The organism is Streptomyces sp. NPDC017890, from assembly GCF_044328675.1.
Lineage (GTDB): Bacteria > Actinomycetota > Actinomycetes > Streptomycetales > Streptomycetaceae > Streptomyces.
Genome location: NZ_JBIRHU010000002.1, coordinates 202,137 through 220,537 on the forward strand (window position 1 = coordinate 202,137; position 18,401 = coordinate 220,537).

Below are 18,401 nucleotides of genomic sequence, written 5' to 3' on the forward strand. Positions count from 1 at the left end.
GCAGTAGTGAGCAAGCGCAGCAAGTCTCTCCGCGCTGCGGACGCCAAGATCGACCGGGACAAGCTCTACGCCCCGCTCGAGGCCGTCCGTCTCGCCAAGGAGACCTCCACGACCAAGTTCGACGGCACCGTCGAGGTCGCCTTCCGCCTGGGTGTCGACCCGCGCAAGGCCGACCAGATGGTCCGTGGCACCGTGAACCTCCCGCACGGCACCGGTAAGACCGCCCGGGTCCTGGTCTTCGCGACCGGTGACCGTGCCGAGGCCGCGACCGCCGCGGGCGCCGACATCGTCGGCTCCGACGAACTGATCGACGAGGTGGCGAAGGGCCGTCTGGACTTCGACGCCGTCGTCGCCACCCCGGACCTCATGGGCAAGGTCGGCCGCCTCGGCCGCGTCCTCGGCCCGCGTGGTCTGATGCCGAACCCGAAGACCGGCACCGTGACCCCGGACGTGGCCAAGGCCGTGACCGAGATCAAGGGCGGCAAGATCGAGTTCCGCGTCGACAAGCACTCGAACCTGCACTTCATCATCGGCAAGGCGTCCTTCGACGACACCCAGCTGGTGGAGAACTACGGCGCGGCGCTGGAGGAGATCCTCCGTCTGAAGCCGTCCGCCGCCAAGGGCCGCTACATCAAGAAGGCCGCCATCAGCACCACGATGGGCCCCGGCATTCCGGTCGACTCCAACCGCACCCGCAACCTCCTCGTCGAGGAGGACCCGGCGGCGGTCTGAGCCACGGCTCGCCCAACCGGTTCACGGGCCCCGCACCTTCCGAGGTGCGGGGCCCGTCCCCTTTTCCCGTACGGATGTCAGTGGCCTGGGTTAGCGTGCGGTCACGGGGCTCGCACGGGGGTGGGACGCATGACGAGGACGACGGCACGCCGTACGGTCGTCTCGATCGCGGCGACGGCCGCGCTGGCCTGCGTCACAGCCTGCGCCTCGGCCGCCGCGCCCGCCGACTCGGCCGACGCATCGGCCCAGTCCCTGCGCTCCGTGCAGCGGGCCACGGGACGGGCGGGTTCGGCGCGGGTCGAGTCCACGACCGTCATGGGACGCGAGCTGTCCCTGGACGCGGCCGGTGCCCTCGCCTGGCGCGACGGCCTCACCGGCACCCTGACGATCACGTACACGGGCGGCACGACCGCCGAGACCATGCGCCGGCTCGGGACCACCGCCATGGAGGCCCGGTACCTGCCCGACGCCTACTACGCCAGGATGGGCGACGAGTTCGCCGACCGGGCGGGCGGCAGACACTGGATCAGATACGTCTACGCCGACCTGGAGGACCTCGACGGCGACACGGGCACCGGCTTCGCGGAGCAGATGCGCAGCACCGCGCCCCACCACGCGGCGAAGCTGCTGCTGGCCTCCGACGACGTGCGCAGGGTCGGCGAGGAGACGACCCGCGGCCGGCGCACCACGCACTGGTCCGGCACGGTGGACGGCGCCACCGGGCAGACCGTCGACATCTGGGTCGACGACCGGGACCTGCTGGTCAAGAAGGTCGAGCGGGGGCGGACGGAGACCGGGGAGCTGACCCAGACCGCGTACTACAGCGACTACGGCGTCGCAGTCTCCGCCGAACGCCCGCCGGCCGGGGACACCGCCGACTTCACGGAGCTGCTGGAAGGGACGAGCGGGTAATTCGGGACTGCCGTCCGACACCGTCGGTTAGGCTCACACGGAATTCTCATGTTCGGCCATGAGTTCGTCACGTTTCCTTGGGGGGAAATCGATGAGGCTTTCCGTGTACTCGCGAGGCGGGGCGGCCCTCGCCGGAGTGTCCGTTCTGGTGCTGGCCGGTGGGGCCGTCGGCTGTGGTGCCGAGAAGGAGGACGGAGCGTCCGGCGGTGAGCGGACCGTCCAGCAGGTTCTGACCGCGGCGTACGAGAAGACGTCCGAGGCGAAGTCCGCCAAGATCGAGATGACCATGTCGATGCCGGCCGCCATGGACGGCGGCGATGTCTCGATGACCGGTGTCATGGGCTGGGATCCGACGGTCATGGACGTGACCATGAAGGGCTCCATGCTGGCCACCGAGCCGGACGCCCCGGAGCAGATGCGGATGATCTGGCAGGACAACGTGATGTACGCGGACATGGGCGAGGCCGCGGCCAAGGACATGGACGGCAAGCGCTGGATGAAGATGGACCTGGCGGCCGCCGCCGAGTCCGCGGGCGCCGAGGCCGGAGGAGCGATGCTGTCCGGCCTGGAGAACATGAACCAGAGTCCGGTCGAGCAGCTCGCCCTGCTCCTGGAGTCGCCCAATCTCAAGCACGTCGGCGACGAGAAGGTCGGCGGCGTGACGGCCCGGCACTACAAGGGCACGCTCACCGTCAAGGAGATGATGGAGAGCAACGAGAGCCTGGACGTGCTCGAGCCCAAGGAGCGCGAGCAGCTGCTGCAGAACGTCGAGAAGTCCGGCATCAAGGGCTACGACACCGAGGTCTGGGTCAACGACGACGACCTGCCGGTCCGCATGGACGTCGTCATGGACTCTCCCCAGGGCGCCGTCGACATGAGCATGAAGCTCTCCGAATACGGAGCCAAGGCCGAGGTCGAGGTGCCGGCGGCCGCTGACACCTTCGATCTGTTCGAGATGATCAAGAAGCTGGGTGAGATCGCCGACGGCGAGGGCGACCTCGACGAGGAGCTGGCCGAACTGGAGTCGCTGGAGCTCGGCTCCGGGGTCTGAGTTCCGGTCCCGCCCGTCGGTCCGCGACCGGATTTGCCTGACGGCGATTGGTTCGGGTACCTTCCTGAGGAAGCCAAAGACCGCTGGTCGTTGCCGTGCGCTCGCGAGAGACACGGTGGCCGAAGGATCCGCTGAACTGCGGACGACCCGCGCAGGTGACTGTGGATGAGCTCCCTTGAGCCGCGCCTCGTGCGTATGGCAATCGGTTGAGCCACGCCCCGTGCGCCTGCGCCGGGGCGTTTCGTTTTTCCCAGTCCTCCTTCGGGTCCGCGCGGTCCGAATCACCCGGAAGGAGGCCGAGGCTCTATGGCGACGCCCGAAAAGGCTGCCGCGGTTGCCGAGCTGACGGACAAGTTCCGCAGCTCCAACGCCGCTGTGCTGACCGAGTACCGCGGTCTCACCGTGGCGCAGCTCAAGACGCTGCGCCGGTCGCTCGGTGAGAACGCCCAGTACGCCGTGGTGAAGAACACGCTGACCAAGATTGCGGCCAACGAGGCCGGGATCACGCTCGACGACCAGCTCTTCGCTGGTCCGACGGCCGTCGCCTTCGTCACCGGTGACCCGGTGGAGTCGGCGAAGGGTCTGCGCGACTTCGCCAAGGACAACCCGAACCTCGTCATCAAGGGCGGTGTCCTTGACGGCAAGGCGCTGTCCGCCGACGAGATCAAGAAGCTTGCGGACCTCGAGTCCCGCGAGGTTCTGCTCTCCAAGCTGGCCGGTGCCATGAAGGGCAAGCAGTCGCAGGCTGCCTCTGTCTTCCAGGCGCTGCCGTCGAAGCTCGTCCGCACCGTGGACGCGCTCCGTGCCAAGCAGGACGAGCAGGGCGGTGCCGAGTAATTCGGCTCGCTTTCCGATCCTCGCCGCGTGCGCCGCATGAGGTGAGGGTCGTTGCGGGCCCGACGTACGCCCGCCTCACCCCGTACACCCGGCACCTGCCGAATTAGTGGAAGGACCGCCATCATGGCGAAGCTCAGCCAGGACGACCTGCTCGCCCAGTTCGAGGAGATGACCCTCATCGAGCTCTCCGAGTTCGTGAAGGCCTTCGAGGAGAAGTTCGACGTCACCGCCGCCGCTGCCGCGCCGGTCGTCGTCGCCGGTGGTGCCGCTGGTGGCGCCGCCGCCGAGGCCGCCGAGGAGAAGGACGAGTTCGACGTCATCCTCACCGGTGCCGGCGACAAGAAGATCCAGGTCATCAAGGTCGTGCGCGAGCTGACCTCCCTGGGTCTGAAGGAGGCCAAGGACCTCGTCGACGGCGCCCCGAAGCCCGTCCTCGAGAAGGTCGCCAAGGACGCCGCCGAGAAGGCCGCCGAGTCCCTCAAGGGCGCCGGCGCCTCCGTCGAGGTCAAGTAACACCCCACAGGTCTCTGTGACCTCACAGGCCTTGATGGCCTCACTGGTCTCAGTGGCCTGGCAGGTCTCATGGATCTCACGGATCCGTCAGAACCTGTAACGCCTCAGTGCCGAAGAGCGATCATCCATCCGGGTGGTCGCTCTTCGGCGTACGCGGGGTCCGGTGGCGGCTGCCTTGCACGCGTGACGGCGGAGAGTAAGGTGATCTTCGTCGTGCCGTCGCCGGAGCCCTGAGAGCCCCTGGCGGGCAGGCGGTTCGGGCAAGGGGGGCCTTGACGAACCGCACGCAGCGCGCGATTCTCAGGACGCGTCGTCACAAGGATCCGAATCCGAGGCATGGATCCACGGCGAAGAGGGCAGTATCACGGTGCGTTGAGGGTGAGGCCTTGCCGCAGGTGGTGAGAACAACGAGGAGCGAACACGGTCATCGAGACCCGCACTGGACATCAGTGTGCCATGTGGCTACACTGACCCTTTGCGCTGCCTGTTAGTTGCCCCCTGCCCGTCACCAGGGGTCTGCCCTCGCCCGAGCACCGACGATCAGAGCATGCCTGACCTGGCTTTTCGCCACATCAGGCGCCCCCTGTCTTCGTGCACGGAAGAGGGGCCGGTACGCGCGTAGTGAGTCCGAGCCCTCGGAAGGACCCCCTCTTGGCCGCCTCGCGCAATGCCTCGACCGCGAATACGAACAACGCTGCCAGCACCGCCCCGCTGCGCATCTCCTTTGCAAAGATCAAGGAGCCCCTCGAGGTTCCGAACCTCCTCGCGCTGCAAACCGAGAGCTTCGACTGGCTGCTCGGCAACGACGCGTGGAAGGCTCGCGTCGAGTCGGCGCTGGAGTCCGGTCAGGACGTCCCCACCAAGTCCGGTCTGGAGGAGATCTTCGAGGAGATCTCGCCGATCGAGGACTTCTCCGGGTCGATGTCGCTGACGTTCCGCGACCACCGCTTCGAGCCCCCCAAGAACAGCATCGACGAGTGCAAGGACCGCGACTTCACGTACGCGGCCCCGCTCTTCGTCACCGCCGAGTTCACCAACAACGAGACCGGCGAGATCAAGTCCCAGACGGTCTTCATGGGCGACTTCCCGCTCATGACCAACAAGGGCACCTTCGTCATCAACGGCACCGAGCGTGTCGTCGTGTCGCAGCTGGTCCGTTCGCCGGGTGTCTACTTCGACTCCTCCATCGACAAGACGTCCGACAAGGACATCTTCTCCGCCAAGATCATCCCGTCCCGGGGTGCCTGGCTGGAGATGGAGATCGACAAGCGCGACATGGTCGGTGTGCGCATCGACCGCAAGCGCAAGCAGTCCGTGACCGTCCTCCTCAAGGCCCTCGGCTGGACCACCGAGCAGATCCTCGAGGAGTTCGGCGAGTACGAGTCCATGCGCGCCACCCTGGAGAAGGACCACACCCAGGGCCAGGACGACGCGCTGCTCGACATCTACCGCAAGCTGCGTCCGGGCGAGCCCCCCACGCGTGAGGCCGCGCAGACGCTGCTCGAGAACCTCTACTTCAACCCGAAGCGCTACGACCTCGCCAAGGTCGGCCGCTACAAGGTCAACAAGAAGCTCGGCGCCGACGAGCCGCTGGACGCCGGCGTGCTCACCACCGACGACGTCATCGCCACCATCAAGTACCTGGTGAAGCTGCACGCCGGTGAGACCGAGACGGTCGGCGAGTCGGGCCGGGAGATCGTCGTCGAGACCGACGACATCGACCACTTCGGCAACCGCCGCATCCGCAACGTCGGCGAGCTGATCCAGAACCAGGTCCGTACGGGTCTCGCCCGTATGGAGCGCGTCGTGCGCGAGCGCATGACGACCCAGGACGTCGAGGCGATCACGCCGCAGACCCTGATCAACATCCGGCCGGTCGTCGCCTCCATCAAGGAGTTCTTCGGCACCAGCCAGCTGTCCCAGTTCATGGACCAGAACAACCCGCTGTCGGGGCTGACGCACAAGCGTCGTCTGAACGCCCTCGGCCCGGGTGGTCTCTCCCGTGAGCGGGCCGGCTTCGAGGTCCGTGACGTTCACCCGTCGCACTACGGCCGCATGTGCCCGATCGAGACGCCCGAAGGCCCGAACATCGGTCTGATCGGCTCGCTCGCCTCGTACGGCCGGATCAACCCGTTCGGCTTCATCGAGACGCCTTACCGCAAGGTCGTCGAGGGCCAGGTCACGGACGACGTGGACTACCTGACCGCCGACGAGGAGGACCGCTTCGTCATCGCGCAGGCCAACGCCGCGCTGGGCGACGACATGCGGTTCGCCGAGGCCCGCGTCCTGGTCCGCCGTCGTGGCGGCGAGGTCGACTACGTCCCCGGTGACGACGTCGACTACATGGACGTCTCGCCGCGCCAGATGGTGTCGGTCGCGACCGCCATGATCCCGTTCCTCGAGCACGACGACGCCAACCGTGCCCTCATGGGCGCGAACATGATGCGTCAGGCGGTGCCGCTCATCAAGAGCGAGTCCCCGCTCGTCGGCACCGGCATGGAGTACCGCTCCGCCGCCGACGCCGGTGACGTGGTCAAGGCCGAGAAGGCGGGTGTGGTCCAGGAGGTCTCCGCGGACTACATCACCACCACCAACGACGACGGCACGTACATCACGTACCGCCTGGCCAAGTTCTCCCGGTCCAACCAGGGAACCTCGGTCAACCAGAAGGTCATCGTCGCCGAGGGCGACCGGATCATCGAGGGCCAGGTCCTGGCCGACGGTCCGGCCACCGAGAACGGCGAGATGGCGCTCGGCAAGAACCTGCTGGTCGCGTTCATGCCGTGGGAGGGTCACAACTACGAGGACGCGATCATCCTGTCGCAGCGCCTCGTGCAGGACGACGTCCTCTCCTCGATCCACATCGAGGAGCACGAGGTCGACGCCCGTGACACCAAGCTCGGCCCCGAGGAGATCACCCGGGACATCCCGAACGTCTCCGAGGAGGTCCTCGCCGACCTCGACGAGCGCGGCATCATCCGCATCGGTGCCGAGGTCGTCGCCGGCGACATCCTCGTCGGCAAGGTCACGCCCAAGGGCGAGACCGAGCTGACGCCGGAGGAGCGCCTGCTCCGCGCGATCTTCGGTGAGAAGGCCCGTGAGGTCCGTGACACCTCGCTGAAGGTGCCGCACGGTGAGATCGGCAAGGTCATCGGCGTCCGCGTCTTCGACCGCGAAGAGGGCGACGAGCTGCCGCCGGGCGTGAACCAGCTGGTCCGCGTCTACGTCGCGCAGAAGCGCAAGATCACCGACGGTGACAAGCTCGCCGGCCGTCACGGCAACAAGGGCGTCATCTCCAAGATCAACCCGATCGAGGACATGCCGTTCCTGGAGGACGGCACCCCGGTCGACATCATCCTCAACCCGCTGGGTGTCCCGTCCCGAATGAACCCGGGACAGGTCCTGGAGATCCACCTCGGCTGGCTCGCCAGCCGTGGCTGGGACGTCTCCGGCCTCGCGGAGGAGTGGGCGCAGCGCCTCCAGGTCATCGGCGCCGACAAGGTCGAGCCCGGCACCAACGTCGCCACCCCGGTCTTCGACGGTGCGCGTGAGGACGAGCTGGCCGGCCTGCTCCAGCACACCATCCCGAACCGCGACGGCGAGCGCATGGTGCTCCCGTCCGGCAAGGCGAGGCTGTTCGACGGCCGCTCCGGCGAGCCGTTCCCGGAGCCGATCTCGGTCGGCTACATGTACATCCTCAAGCTCCACCACCTGGTCGACGACAAGCTGCACGCCCGGTCGACCGGCCCGTACTCGATGATCACCCAGCAGCCGCTGGGTGGTAAGGCCCAGTTCGGTGGCCAGCGCTTCGGTGAGATGGAGGTGTGGGCGCTGGAGGCTTACGGCGCCGCGTACGCCCTCCAGGAGCTGCTGACCATCAAGTCCGACGACGTGACCGGCCGCGTGAAGGTCTACGAGGCCATCGTCAAGGGCGAGAACATCCCTGAGCCCGGCATCCCCGAGTCCTTCAAGGTGCTCATCAAGGAGATGCAGTCCCTGTGCCTCAACGTGGAGGTGCTGTCCTCGGACGGCATGTCCATCGAGATGCGTGACACCGACGAGGACGTCTTCCGCGCAGCGGAGGAGCTCGGCATCGACCTGTCCCGGCGCGAGCCGAGCAGCGTCGAAGAGGTCTGACGGGAGTCCGGCCCGGAGGTTCAGCGATGAAGATCCCTGAGCCTCCGGCCGGCCCCAGGACCCCCGTTTCAGACCCCAAGACTTACAACCCTGAGAGGGATTGACGCATAGTGCTCGACGTCAACTTCTTCGACGAGCTCCGGATCGGTCTGGCCACCGCTGACGACATCCGTCAGTGGAGCCACGGCGAGGTCAAGAAGCCCGAGACGATCAACTACCGCACGCTCAAGCCCGAAAAGGACGGACTCTTCTGCGAGAAGATCTTCGGTCCGACCCGGGACTGGGAGTGCTACTGCGGCAAGTACAAGCGTGTCCGCTTCAAGGGCATCATCTGTGAGCGCTGTGGCGTCGAGGTCACGCGCGCCAAGGTGCGCCGTGAGCGGATGGGCCACATCGAGCTCGCCGCCCCCGTCACCCACATCTGGTACTTCAAGGGCGTTCCGTCGCGGCTGGGCTACCTGCTCGACCTCGCCCCGAAGGACCTGGAGAAGGTCATCTACTTCGCGGCGTACATGATCACGTACGTCGACGAGGAGCGCCGCACCCGCGACCTGCCCTCGCTGGAGGCCCACGTCTCCGTCGAGCGCCAGCAGGTCGAGCAGCGTCGTGACGCCGACCTGGAGGCCCGGGCCAAGAAGCTCGAGACCGACCTGGCCGAGCTCGAGGCCGAGGGTGCCAAGGCCGACGTGCGCCGCAAGGTGCGCGAGGGTGCCGAGCGTGAGATGAAGCAGCTGCGCGACCGTGCGCAGCGCGAGATCGACCGCCTCGACGAGGTGTGGAGCCGGTTCAAGAACCTCAAGGTCCAGGACCTGGAGGGCGACGAGCTGCTCTACCGCGAGCTGCGCGACCGCTTCGGTACCTACTTCGACGGCTCCATGGGTGCGGCTGCCCTGCAGAAGCGCCTGGAGTCCTTCGACCTCGACGAGGAGGCCGAGCGCCTCCGCGAGATCATCCGTACCGGCAAGGGCCAGAAGAAGACCCGTGCGCTCAAGCGCCTCAAGGTCGTCTCCGCGTTCCTGCAGACCAGCAACAGCCCCAAGGGCATGGTGCTCGACTGCGTGCCGGTCATCCCGCCGGACCTGCGTCCGATGGTGCAGCTGGACGGTGGCCGCTTCGCGACCTCCGACCTGAACGACCTGTACCGCCGTGTGATCAACCGCAACAACCGCCTGAAGCGGCTTCTCGACCTCGGCGCGCCCGAGATCATCGTGAACAACGAGAAGCGCATGCTCCAGGAGGCCGTCGACGCGCTCTTCGACAACGGCCGTCGCGGCCGCCCGGTGACGGGCCCCGGCAACCGTCCGCTGAAGTCGCTGTCCGACATGCTCAAGGGCAAGCAGGGCCGCTTCCGTCAGAACCTGCTCGGCAAGCGAGTCGACTACTCGGCGCGTTCCGTCATCGTCGTCGGCCCGCAGCTGAAGCTGCACCAGTGCGGTCTGCCGAAGGCCATGGCGCTGGAGCTCTTCAAGCCGTTCGTGATGAAGCGCCTGGTCGACCTGAACCACGCGCAGAACATCAAGAGCGCCAAGCGCATGGTCGAGCGCGGCCGCACGGTCGTGTACGACGTGCTGGAAGAGGTCATCGCGGAGCACCCGGTTCTGCTGAACCGTGCGCCCACGCTGCACCGCCTCGGCATCCAGGCCTTCGAGCCGCAGCTGGTCGAGGGCAAGGCCATCCAGATCCACCCGCTCGTCTGCACCGCGTTCAACGCGGACTTCGACGGTGACCAGATGGCCGTCCACCTGCCGCTCTCCGCGGAGGCGCAGGCCGAGGCCCGCATCCTGATGCTGTCCTCGAACAACATCCTGAAGCCGGCCGACGGCCGTCCGGTGACGATGCCGACCCAGGACATGGTCCTCGGTCTGTTCTTCCTCACCACCGACGGCGAGGGCCGCGACCTCAAGGGCGAGGGCCGTGCCTTCGGTTCCGCCGCCGAGGCGATCATGGCGTTCGACGCGGGCGACCTGTCGCTCCAGTCGAAGGTCGACATCCGCTTCCCGGTGGGCACCATCCCGCCCCGCGGCTGGGAGCCCCCGGCCCGCGAGGAGGGTGAGCCGGAGTGGCAGCAGGGTGACACCTTCACCCTGAAGACCACGCTGGGCCGCGCGCTCTTCAACGAGCTGCTGCCCGAGGACTACCCGTTCGTCGACTACGAGGTCGGCAAGAAGCAGCTCTCCGAGATCGTCAACGACCTCGCCGAGCGCTACCCGAAGGTCATCGTGGCGGCGACGCTCGACAACCTGAAGGCGTCCGGCTTCTTCTGGGCGACCCGTTCCGGTGTCACCGTGGCCATCTCCGACGTCGTCGTTCCCGAGGCGAAGAAGGAGATCGTCAAGGGCTACGAGGCGCAGGACGAGAAGGTCCAGAAGCAGTACGAGCGCGGTCTGATCACCAAGGACGAGCGCACGCAGGAGCTCATCGCGATCTGGACCAAGGCGACCAACGAGGTCGCCGAGGCGATGAACGACAACTTCCCGAAGACCAACCCGATCTTCATGATGGTGAACTCGGGCGCACGAGGCAACATGATGCAGATGCGTCAGATCGCCGGTATGCGTGGTCTGGTGTCGAACGCGAAGAACGAGACGATCCCGCGTCCCATCAAGGCCTCCTTCCGTGAGGGCCTGTCCGTGCTGGAGTACTTCATCTCCACGCACGGTGCCCGTAAGGGTCTGGCGGACACCGCTCTGCGTACCGCCGACTCGGGTTACCTCACGCGTCGTCTGGTCGACGTCTCCCAGGACGTCATCATCCGCGAGGAGGACTGCGGCACCGAGCGCGGTCTGAAGCTGCCGATCGCCGTCCGCGAGGCCGACGGGACGCTGCGCAAGACGGACGACGTCGAGACCAGCGTCTACGCCCGCATGCTCGCCGAGGACGTCGTCATCGACGGCAAGGTGATCGCGCCGGCCAACGTCGACCTCGGTGACGTGCTCATCGACCAGCTCGTGCGCCACGGTGTCGAGGAGGTCAAGACCCGTTCGATCCTGACCTGTGAGTCCCAGGTCGGCACCTGCGCCATGTGCTACGGCCGCTCCCTGGCCACCGGCAAGCTGGTCGACATCGGTGAGGCGGTCGGCATCATCGCCGCCCAGTCCATCGGTGAGCCCGGTACCCAGCTGACGATGCGTACCTTCCACACCGGTGGTGTGGCCGGTGACGACATCACCCAGGGTCTGCCGCGTGTCGTCGAGCTCTTCGAGGCCCGTACCCCGAAGGGTGTCGCCCCGATCTCCGAGGCCTCCGGCCGCGTCCGGATCGAGGAGACCGAGAAGACCAAGAAGATCGTCGTCACCCCGGACGACGGCAGCGACGAGACGGCGTTCCCGATCTCGAAGCGTGCCCGTCTGCTGGTCGGCGAGGGCGATCACGTCGAGGTGGGCCAGAAGCTCACCGTGGGTGCCACCAACCCGCACGACGTGCTGCGCATCCTGGGTCAGCGTCAGGTGCAGATCCACCTGGTCGGCGAAGTCCAGAAGGTCTACAACTCGCAGGGCGTGTCGATCCACGACAAGCACATCGAGATCATCATCCGGCAGATGCTGCGCCGCGTGACGATCATCGAGTCGGGCGACGCCGAGCTGCTGCCCGGCGAGCTCGTGGAGCGCACGAAGTTCGAGACCGAGAACCGTCGCGTGGTCCAGGAGGGCGGTCACCCGGCCTCCGGTCGTCCGCAGCTGATGGGTATCACCAAGGCCTCGCTGGCGACGGAGTCCTGGCTGTCGGCCGCCTCCTTCCAGGAGACGACCCGAGTCCTGACGGATGCGGCGATCAACGCCAAGTCCGACAGCCTCATCGGCCTCAAGGAGAACGTCATCATCGGTAAGCTCATCCCGGCCGGTACGGGCCTGTCCCGCTACCGCAACATCCGGGTCGAGCCGACCGAGGAGGCCAAGGCCGCGATGTACTCGGCCGTCGGCTACGACGACATCGACTACTCGCCGTTCGGCACGGGCTCCGGCCAGGCCGTTCCGCTGGAGGACTACGACTACGGTCCGTACAACCAGTGAGCGAGTGATCGCCTGATCGAAGGGCGGCCATCCCTGCGGGGGTGGCCGCCCTTCGGCGTACGGGAAGCGGCGTCCGCGTGCCGGAGGCGGTGGCGCGGGTCCTCACGGCGCCGGACGACGCCGATGTCCTCGGCCCCGTCCGGTCGGCGCCGGGCAGGCGTGCCTTTCGGACACCGGTCCTGCCGGGCCGGGCCCTTCTCGAGCGGCGGCGTGCGGGCGGGCGGCTCGCCGCCGCTCGCCCCGGCCGGGAAGACCGCGCGGGTGCCGGCCCCTCCACGGACCGGGACGGGAAAGGTGGCCGTGCCGGCGCAAGCGCCGCTCGCCGTGAGGCCGGCGAGCGGCGAGGTCTGCTAGGGCACGCCCAGTTCGAACAGGACGTAGTGCGCGTACCAGCCGGAGGCGAGGGCGGCCGTGGTGAAGAAGACCGTCAGGGCCGGGAGCTTCTGGCGGGCGAGGGCTGCCGCGGGGGCCAGGAGGAGCGGGAAGGCGGGCAGCAGGTAGCGCATCGTGTTGCCGAACATCTGCTGGGTGCCGAGGACGGTGATGATCGTCGCCAGGGTGTACGCGACGAGGACCAGCGGGGGGCGCCGGCGCCACATCAGGGCGATCAGGAAGGGCAGTGCGAGGACCAGAAGGACGGAGAGCACGTCGGGGGTGTAGAAGGCGAAGGGGTAGTCGCCGCGGCCCACCGCGATGTTGCGCAGCACGTCCAGGGTGTGGGCGCCGTAGTCGAAGAAGTGCGCCCAGCCCTCGCGCTGGAGCGTGAAGTACGCGGTGGGCTCGCCGATGCTGTAGCCGACCCAGGCGATGTAGGCGAGCAGGCCCAGGGGGGCGACGACCATGGCGTACACCGGGCCGCGTATGCCGTGTTCGCGCCGGGTGGCCGGGCGGGCGAGGGTCACCAGCGCGGCGAGTCCGACGGCGCCTATGAGGACGGCGGACGTGGGGCGGTTCAGGCCGGCGGTGAAGGCCAGCAGGCCGGCCGCCACCCAGCGCTTGGTCATGACGGCGTAGCAGGCCCAGGCGGCGATGGCGACGAACAGCGACTCGGAGTACACCGCCCACTCGACGCCCGCGCCGGGGGCCACGGCCCACAGCCCCGCGGCGATGGTGCCCGCCCGGGCACCGGCGATCAGGGAGATCACGGCGTAGATGCCGGCCGCGGCGACGAACGAGAAGACGACGGAGACCAGGATCCCGGAGCCGTACAGGCCGAGACCCGTCGTCTCCGAGACCATGCGGATCAGGGACGGATAGAGCGGGAAGAAGGCGACCGAGTTCTGCTGGACCGTGAACAGGCCGTCCGAGTCGAGCCGTACCAGGGAGGGGCTGTAGCCGTGCTCGGCGACCTGGAGGTACCACCAGCCGTCCCAGGTGGCCAGGACGTCCCACCAGTGGGCGCCGCCGCCGAAGCGCGGGTTCTTCTCCTTGTAGTCCCCGGCGTACTCCAGCAGGGAGGCGAAGACCGCGAGGCCGACGAGCTTCGTGACGCCGTACAGGACGAGCGGGGCCAGGTAGGGGCGCGCGCCGTCCGGCAGGGTCGGCGGCCAGGTCCGCCAGGAGCGTTTCCGGCTTTCGCCGGGCAGCCGTTCCGGTGCGCCCGCCGACTCGTCGGTCACCGTTTCGTCGGCAGCCGTGTCCATGGCTGTCATCCCCCTCAGTCCACCCTCAACCGTCAGTTGCTGCCATAAGATCGCACAAGAGTCGCACATCTGTGCTCGATGTTCGGGGGAGGGGAGGCGCGGTGCCCGAGGGACGGGACGGGGAACTGCACGAAGCGATCGTGCTGTCGGTCGTCATTCCGATGTACAACGAGGAAGAGGTCCTGCCCGCGCTGGTCAGCAGGTTGCGGCCGGTACTGGCGGAGCTGGGCGTCGCCCACGAGGTCGTGGCGGTGGACGACGGCAGCGGAGACCGTACGGCGGAGCTGCTCGCCGCCTTCCGGCTGGGCTGGCCGGAACTGCGCGTGGTCGCGCTGCGGCGCAACTCCGGCCATCAGGCGGCCCTCACCGCCGGCCTGGACCGGGCGTCGGGCGCGTACGTGGTGAGCCTGGACGCCGACCTCCAGGACCCGCCGGAGAAGATCCCCGACATGCTGGCCCTGGCCCGCGCGGAGGGGCTCGACATCGTGTACGGCGTCCGCGTCGACCGCAGCAGCGACTCCGGGTTCAAGCGGTGGTCGGCGGGCGTCTACTACCGGCTCATGCGGCGCCTGGCGGGCCCGTCCGTCCCCGCGCAGGCGGGCGACTTCCGGCTGCTCAGCCGGGCCGCCGTGGACGCGCTGAAGGCGCTGCCGGACCAGCAGCGGGTCTACCGGCTCCTCGTGCCCTGGCTGGGCTTCCCGAGCGGGCGGGTGACGTACGAGCGCGCTCCGCGCACCGCGGGCCGCACCAAGTACCCGCTGGGCCGGATGATCCGGCTCGCGGTCGACAGCGTCACCGGGTTCTCCGCGGCCCCGCTGCGGCTGGCGACCTGGCTGGGCGCCGGCGCCTTCGTCGTCTGCCTGGGGCTGCTGGTCTACACGCTGGTCGCGTTCGCCATGGGCGCCACGGTGCCGGGCTGGACGTCGCTGTTCACCGGCATCGTCTTCATCGGCGCCGTGCAGCTGATCTGCGTCGGCCTGCTCGGCGAGTACGTCGGCCGGATATACACGGCTGTCCAGAACCGCCCGACGTATTTCGTCCGCCATGACACGGCGGACGCGCCCCCGCCCGCCGACGGACGGGCCGGCGCGGACGCCGGTGAGGCGCGCGAGCCGCGCGTTCCCGTGCCGCGGGTCTGAGGCACCCGCGCCGATCCGGACACGGCGGGACGAATCGGGTGCTACTGCCGGTCCCGCGCATTTGTTTTGACCGCAGCGAATGCGATAGGTACGCTCAAGCCTTGTGCCTGGGGTGTGCCCTGGCCCTCGTGCGTGCCTTCAACCGCTGTGGGGTCCTGACCGGCCACCGTGATCCGCGCCCCTTTCGCCTAGCGGCGAAAGTCCGCGGCTTCGACACACCCGACCGCGTGGGTCGGTGACGTTCCAGGTTAGCTTCACCATTCGGCACACAGAAACCGGAGAAGTAGTGCCTACGATCCAGCAGCTGGTCCGGAAGGGCCGGCAGGACAAGGTCGAGAAGAACAAGACGCCCGCACTCGAGGGTTCGCCCCAGCGTCGCGGCGTCTGCACGCGTGTGTTCACGACCACCCCGAAGAAGCCGAACTCGGCCCTGCGTAAGGTCGCGCGTGTGCGTCTGACCAGCGGGATCGAGGTCACCGCTTACATTCCGGGTGAGGGGCACAACCTGCAGGAGCACTCCATCGTGCTCGTGCGCGGCGGCCGTGTGAAGGACCTGCCGGGTGTTCGCTACAAGATCATCCGCGGTTCGCTTGACACCCAGGGTGTGAAGAACCGCAAGCAGGCCCGCAGCCGCTACGGCGCCAAGAAGGAGAAGTAAGAATGCCTCGTAAGGGCCCCGCCCCGAAGCGCCCGGTCATCATCGACCCGGTCTACGGTTCTCCTCTGGTGACCTCCCTGATCAACAAGGTGCTGCTGAACGGCAAGCGCTCCACCGCCGAGCGCATCGTCTACGGCGCCATGGAGGGCCTGCGCGAGAAGACCGGCAACGACCCGGTCATCACGCTGAAGCGTGCTCTCGAGAACATCAAGCCGACCCTCGAGGTCAAGTCCCGCCGTGTCGGTGGTGCGACGTACCAGGTGCCGATCGAGGTCAAGCCCGGTCGCGCCAACACCCTCGCGCTGCGCTGGCTCGTCGGCTACTCCCGCGCCCGTCGCGAGAAGACCATGACCGAGCGTCTGCTCAACGAGCTCCTCGACGCCTCCAACGGCCTCGGTGCCGCTGTGAAGAAGCGCGAGGACACGCACAAGATGGCCGAGTCCAACAAGGCCTTCGCGCACTACCGCTGGTAGTCGCTACCCACATCGAGACCGAGAGAAGACTGAAGCCTTATGGCTACCACTTCACTTGACCTGGCCAAGGTCCGCAACATCGGGATCATGGCCCACATCGACGCGGGCAAGACGACCACCACCGAGCGCATCCTGTTCTACACGGGCGTGTCGTACAAGATCGGTGAGGTCCACGACGGCGCCGCCACGATGGACTGGATGGAGCAGGAGCAGGAGCGTGGCATCACGATCACGTCTGCTGCGACGACCTGCCACTGGCCGCTCGAGGACAACGACTACACGATCAACATCATCGACACCCCGGGGCACGTCGACTTCACCGTTGAGGTGGAGCGCTCCCTGCGCGTGCTCGATGGTGCCGTGACCGTGTTCGACGGTGTCGCCGGTGTCGAGCCGCAGTCCGAGACGGTGTGGCGTCAGGCCGACCGTTACGGCGTGCCGCGCATCTGCTTCGTCAACAAGCTGGACCGTACCGGCGCCGAGTTCCACCGCTGCGTGGAGATGATCTCGAACCGCCTGGGCGCCCAGCCGCTCGTCATGCAGCTCCCGATCGGCGCCGAGGCCGACTTCAAGGGCGTCGTGGACCTGGTCCGCATGAAGGCGCTCGTGTGGTCCGCGGACGCCGCCAAGGGCGAGATGTACGAGACCGTGGACATCCCGGCCACGCACACCGAGGCCGCCGATGAGTGGCGCGGCAAGCTGGTCGAGGGCGTCGCGGAGAACGACGAAGAGATCATGGAGCTGTTCCTGGAGGGCCAGGAGCCCACCGAGGAGCAGCTGTACGCCGCGATCCGTCGTATCACCATCGCGTCCGGCAAGTCCGACGAGACCACCGTCACCCCGGTGTTCTGCGGCACCGCGTTCAAGAACAAGGGCGTCCAGCCCCTGCTCGACGCGGTCGTGCGCTACCTGCCGACCCCGCTCGACGTCGAGGCCATCGAGGGCCAGGACGTCAAGGACCCCGAGGTCGTCATCAAGCGCAAGCCGTCCGAGGACGAGCCGCTGGCCGCGCTCGCGTTCAAGATCATGAGCGACCCGCACCTCGGCAAGCTCACCTTCGTCCGGGTCTACTCGGGCCGCCTGGAGTCCGGCACCGCGGTGCTGAACTCCGTCAAGGGCAAGAAGGAGCGCATCGGCAAGATCTACCGCATGCACGCCAACAAGCGTGAGGAGATCGAGTCGGTGGGCGCCGGCGACATCGTCGCCGTCATGGGCCTGAAGCAGACCACCACCGGTGAGACGCTGTCCGACGACAAGAACCCGGTCATCCTGGAGTCCATGGACTTCCCGGCGCCGGTCATCGAGGTCGCGATCGAGCCCAAGTCCAAGGGCGACCAGGAGAAGCTGGGTGTCGCCATCCAGCGCCTGGCCGAGGAGGACCCGTCCTTCCAGGTCCACACCAACGAGGAGACCGGCCAGACCGTCATCGGCGGTATGGGCGAGCTTCACCTCGAGGTGCTCGTGGACCGCATGAAGCGCGAGTTCAAGGTCGAGGCCAACGTCGGCAAGCCGCAGGTCGCGTACCGTGAGACGATCCGCAAGACCGTCGAGCGCGTGGACTACACCCACAAGAAGCAGACCGGTGGTACCGGTCAGTTCGCCAAGGTGCAGATCGCGATCGAGCCGATCGAGGGCGGCGACGCCTCGTACGAGTTCGTGAACAAGGTCACCGGTGGCCGTATCCCGAAGGAGTACATCCCTTCGGTGGACGCCGGTGCGCAGGAGGCCATGCAGTTCGGCATCCTGGCGGGCTACGAGATGACGGGCGTCCGCGTCACGCTCATCGACGGTGGCTACCACGAGGTCGACTCCTCCGAGCTCGCCTTCAAGATCGCCGGTTCGCAGGCGTTCAAGGAGGCCGCGCGCAAGGCTTCGCCCGTGCTCCTGGAGCCGATGATGGCCGTCGAGGTCACCACGCCCGAGGACTACATGGGTGAGGTCATCGGCGACATCAACTCCCGCCGTGGCCAGATCCAGGCCATGGAGGAGCGTGCGGGCGCCCGCGTCGTCAAGGGCCTCGTGCCCCTGTCGGAGATGTTCGGCTACGTCGGCGACCTCCGCAGCAAGACGTCGGGTCGCGCAAGCTACTCGATGCAGTTCGACTCCTACGCCGAGGTTCCCCGGAACGTCGCCGAGGAGATCATCGCGAAGGCCAAGGGCGAGTAACGGGCTACTCCGTTTAACGGACCCCGTTCTCACGCTTTAGGCTTGACCCCGGAGCCTGCATGGGGCATTCCGCCGTGAACCCGGTGGAATGCCCCCGGCACCCGGGCTTTCCAGCAAAGATCACCTGGCG

The 18,401-nt window shown here is 67.6% G+C and carries 12 protein-coding genes; 11 read left to right on the top strand and 1 reads right to left on the bottom strand.

What is annotated here, in order from left to right; translation table 11 throughout:
- Window positions 1-6: 6 nt before the first annotated feature.
- The 7 genes from rplA to ACH4F2_RS03860 all read left to right on the top strand — a co-directional run bounded on the left by rplA (window position 7) and on the right by ACH4F2_RS03860 (window position 12,192).
- On the top strand, window positions 7-732 hold the full coding sequence (gene rplA / locus ACH4F2_RS03830) for a 50S ribosomal protein L1 (RefSeq protein ID WP_398131073.1): 726 nt from the start codon (window positions 7-9) through the stop codon (window positions 730-732).
- A 129-nt stretch (window positions 733-861) separates the two neighbouring features.
- Window positions 862-1,644: a hypothetical protein gene (locus tag ACH4F2_RS03835; RefSeq protein WP_398131074.1), complete on the top strand. Its 783-nt coding sequence runs from the start codon at window positions 862-864 to the stop codon at window positions 1,642-1,644.
- Window positions 1,645-1,735: 91 nt separating this feature from the next.
- On the top strand, window positions 1,736-2,695 hold the full coding sequence (locus ACH4F2_RS03840; RefSeq protein ID WP_398131075.1) for a hypothetical protein: 960 nt from the start codon (window positions 1,736-1,738) through the stop codon (window positions 2,693-2,695).
- Window positions 2,696-3,001: 306 nt separating this feature from the next.
- Window positions 3,002-3,532 (top strand): 50S ribosomal protein L10, encoded by a 531-nt coding sequence (rplJ, locus tag ACH4F2_RS03845; protein WP_073725156.1) that lies wholly within the window; start codon window positions 3,002-3,004, stop codon window positions 3,530-3,532.
- Window positions 3,533-3,655: 123 nt separating this feature from the next.
- On the top strand, window positions 3,656-4,045 hold the full coding sequence (rplL, locus tag ACH4F2_RS03850; RefSeq protein WP_063482831.1) for a 50S ribosomal protein L7/L12: 390 nt from the start codon (window positions 3,656-3,658) through the stop codon (window positions 4,043-4,045).
- A 651-nt stretch (window positions 4,046-4,696) separates the two neighbouring features.
- Window positions 4,697-8,182, top strand: coding sequence for a DNA-directed RNA polymerase subunit beta (rpoB, locus tag ACH4F2_RS03855; protein WP_003974309.1), 3,486 nt, complete (start codon window positions 4,697-4,699; stop codon window positions 8,180-8,182).
- Window positions 8,183-8,292: 110 nt separating this feature from the next.
- Complete coding sequence (locus ACH4F2_RS03860) at window positions 8,293-12,192, top strand: DNA-directed RNA polymerase subunit beta' (RefSeq protein ID WP_398131076.1); 3,900 nt, start codon at window positions 8,293-8,295, stop codon at window positions 12,190-12,192.
- 350 nt (window positions 12,193-12,542) lie between these two features.
- Here the strand turns inward: ACH4F2_RS03860 and ACH4F2_RS03865 are convergent, their stop codons facing one another.
- Window positions 12,543-13,835, bottom strand: a complete 1,293-nt coding sequence (locus ACH4F2_RS03865) for a hypothetical protein (RefSeq protein WP_398131267.1) — start codon at window positions 13,833-13,835, stop codon at window positions 12,543-12,545.
- A gap of 101 nt (window positions 13,836-13,936) precedes the next feature.
- Here ACH4F2_RS03865 and ACH4F2_RS03870 point away from each other — a divergent pair, with 101 nt between their 5' ends.
- The 4 genes from ACH4F2_RS03870 (at window position 13,937) to fusA (ending at window position 18,271) form a co-directional block, all read left to right on the top strand.
- The gene (locus ACH4F2_RS03870; protein ID WP_398131077.1) at window positions 13,937-14,974 is read left to right on the top strand and encodes a glycosyltransferase family 2 protein; all 1,038 of its coding nucleotides are present in this window, start codon (window positions 13,937-13,939) and stop codon (window positions 14,972-14,974) included.
- 286 nt (window positions 14,975-15,260) lie between these two features.
- The gene (gene rpsL / locus ACH4F2_RS03875) at window positions 15,261-15,632 is read left to right on the top strand and encodes a 30S ribosomal protein S12 (RefSeq protein WP_003948652.1); all 372 of its coding nucleotides are present in this window, start codon (window positions 15,261-15,263) and stop codon (window positions 15,630-15,632) included.
- Between the two features lie 2 nt (window positions 15,633-15,634).
- Window positions 15,635-16,105, top strand: a complete 471-nt coding sequence (gene rpsG, locus ACH4F2_RS03880) for a 30S ribosomal protein S7 (RefSeq protein WP_003974303.1) — start codon at window positions 15,635-15,637, stop codon at window positions 16,103-16,105.
- 39 nt (window positions 16,106-16,144) lie between these two features.
- Window positions 16,145-18,271, top strand: coding sequence for an elongation factor G (gene fusA, locus ACH4F2_RS03885; protein WP_398131078.1), 2,127 nt, complete (start codon window positions 16,145-16,147; stop codon window positions 18,269-18,271).
- The last annotated feature ends 130 nt before the right edge of the window (window positions 18,272-18,401 follow it).

What these genes read in the sequence shown, in the direction of transcription:
- rpsG (WP_003974303.1), top strand. Translation starts at nt 15,635, where the DNA reads ATGCCTCGTAAGGGCCCCGCCCCGAAGCGCCCGGTCATCATCGACCCG.
- rplJ (WP_073725156.1), top strand. Translation starts at nt 3,002, where the DNA reads ATGGCGACGCCCGAAAAGGCTGCCGCGGTTGCCGAGCTGACGGACAAG.
- ACH4F2_RS03840 (WP_398131075.1), top strand. Translation starts at nt 1,736, where the DNA reads ATGAGGCTTTCCGTGTACTCGCGAGGCGGGGCGGCCCTCGCCGGAGTG.
- ACH4F2_RS03835 (WP_398131074.1), top strand. Translation starts at nt 862, where the DNA reads ATGACGAGGACGACGGCACGCCGTACGGTCGTCTCGATCGCGGCGACG.
- ACH4F2_RS03865 (WP_398131267.1), bottom strand. Translation starts at nt 13,835, where the DNA reads ATGGACACGGCTGCCGACGAAACGGTGACCGACGAGTCGGCGGGCGCA.
- rplL (WP_063482831.1), top strand. Translation starts at nt 3,656, where the DNA reads ATGGCGAAGCTCAGCCAGGACGACCTGCTCGCCCAGTTCGAGGAGATG.
- fusA (WP_398131078.1), top strand. Translation starts at nt 16,145, where the DNA reads ATGGCTACCACTTCACTTGACCTGGCCAAGGTCCGCAACATCGGGATC.